Genomic DNA, 2113 nt, shown 5'->3' with positions numbered 1-2113 from the left:
GTGCGGGCGCTGCGCCGCCGGCTCGAGCCGCACGGGCCCGACCACGCCCAGCCGACCCGCTGCTTCGCGCTCTCGCTGATCGACGGGCTCGCCAACGCCGAGGAGACCGTGGTCTCGGCCATCGCCTGGGCGCTGGAGGGCATCCCGCTGGTCGGCGGCTCGGCCGGCGACGACCTCACCTTCCGCGACGCGGTGCTGCTGCACGGCGGCGCGATCCACCGCAACGCCGCCGTGCTGCTCCTCGTCGAGAGCGACTTTCCGGTGCAGATCTTCAAGAGCGACAACTTCGAGCCGACCGACGTGAAGTTCGTGGTGACCGCCTCGGACGGAGAGTCGCGCACCGTCTACGAGCTCAACGCCGAGCCGGCCGCGCGCGAATACGCCATGGCGGTGGGGCTCGACCCCGAGCGGCTGACGCCGATGAGCTTCGCCGCCTACCCGCTCGCGGTGAAGGTCGGCGGCGAATACTTCTGCCGCTCGATCCGGCGGCTCAACGCCGACGGCTCCCTCAGCTTCTTCTGCGCCATCGACGAGGGCGTGGTGCTGACGCTGGCCGAGCCGCGCGACATCGTCGCCTCGACCCGGGCGGAGCTCGCCCGGCTCGACCGGGCGCTCGGCGGCGTCGACCTGATCATCGGCTTCGAATGCGTGCTGCGCCGGCTCGACGCCGAGAGCCGGCAGGTGCGCCAGGGCATCGCCGACCTCTACCGGCGCTACGACATGGTCGGCTTCGAGACCTACGGCGAGCAGTACCGGGCGATGCACCTCAACCAGACGTTGACCGGCATCGCCATCGGCAAAAGGCCCGCGGACGAGAGGCTTGCGAGCGAAGGGCCTGCGGAGGCGACGCCCGCCCCGCCGGCGCTCCCGTGACCCTGCACGACGCCGGCCTGGAGGGCGAGGCGTCCCTGCGCCGGCGCATCGCCAAGCTCGAGCGGATCAACGCCGCGCTGATGGCGCATGTGGAGCGCAGCACCGACCAGCGCGGCGGCGCCTATGCTTTGTTCCAGACCGCGATCACCCTGGAGGGCCGCGTCCGCACCCGCACCGAGGAGCTGACGGCGCTGATGCACCGCCTCGAGCGCTCGAACGAGGCGCTGGTGGCGGCCAAGGAGGAGGCCGAGACCGCCAACCGCTCCAAGACCCGGTTCCTGGCCGCCGCCAGCCACGACCTGCTGCAGCCGCTGAACGCCGCCCGCCTCTCGATCTCGGCGCTCGCCGACCTGCCGCTCGGGCCCGAGGCGAGCCTGATCGGCGCCCAGGTCGAGCGCGGCCTGCAGACGATCGAGGACCTGATCAAGACCCTGCTCGACATCTCCAAGCTCGATGCCGGCATCGTCCACCCGCAGGTGCGGCCCGTGCCGCTGCCCGACCTGCTGGCGGGGCTGGCGGCGAGCTTCGCGCCGTTCGCCGCGCGCAGGGGCCTGCGCCTGGTGGTGCGCAGCCCGGAGCTGGCTGTGTCGAGCGACGGCATCCTGCTGCGCCGCATCCTGCAGAACCTGCTCTCCAACGCGATCCGCTACACCGCGTCCGGCGGCGTCGCCCTGGTCGCGCGCCGCCGCGCCGGCACGGTCCGGGTCGACGTGATCGATACCGGCTGCGGCATCGCCGCCGACGAGCACGCGCTGGTGTTCGACGAGTTCTACCGCGGCAGCGCGAACGGCGCCGGGACGCCGCCGCGCGCCGCGACGGGCTCCACCTCCTCGTCGCAGGCCTGCTTGCGGCGCCGCTGGTCGCGCCGATGCTGCTGATGCCGTTCGGGATCGCGTGGATGCCGCCCGGCTGGCTGCAGCTGGCGCTCGCCACCCCGATCCAGCTCTGGCTCGGCGCCCGATTCTACCGGGCCGGCTGGCGCGCGCTGCGGGCCGGCGCCGGCAACATGGACCTGCTCGTCGCGCTCGGCACCTCGGCGGCCTACGGCCTCAGCCTGGTCGAGCTGGTCCGGGCCGAGGCGCACGGCCACGCGGCGCCGCACCTGTATTTCGAGGCCTCGGCGGTGGTGATCACCCTGGTGCTGTTCGGCAAGCGCCTGGAAAGCCGCGCCAAGCGGCGCACCGCGTCGGCGATCCGCGCGCTGACGGCGTTGCGCCCCGAGCGTGCGCGCCTGCGCCGG

Annotated in this window: 1 protein-coding gene and 2 pseudogenes; all 3 read left to right on the top strand. The window is 73.4% G+C overall.

What is annotated here, in order from left to right; translation table 11 throughout:
- Positions 1 to 873, top strand: an 873-nt coding sequence (locus tag FV223_RS26045) for an FIST N-terminal domain-containing protein (protein ID WP_147729646.1), incomplete at its 5' end; no start/stop codon positions are given.
- A pseudogene (locus FV223_RS32500) lies at positions 870 to 1652 on the top strand (HAMP domain-containing sensor histidine kinase); the annotation flags it as partial. The gene FV223_RS26045 and the pseudogene FV223_RS32500, both read left to right, overlap by 4 nt.
- A 98-nt stretch (positions 1653 to 1750) precedes the next feature.
- Positions 1751 to 2113: pseudogene (locus FV223_RS32495) on the top strand (heavy metal translocating P-type ATPase); the annotation flags it as partial.

Origin of the sequence: Methylobacterium sp. WL116, assembly GCF_008039455.1 — a bacterium.
In the GTDB taxonomy this organism is placed as follows: Bacteria; Pseudomonadota; Alphaproteobacteria; order Rhizobiales; family Beijerinckiaceae; genus Methylobacterium.
The sequence above is the reverse complement of the archived record's forward strand: the minus strand, read 5'-3'. Positions and strand labels throughout refer to the sequence as shown.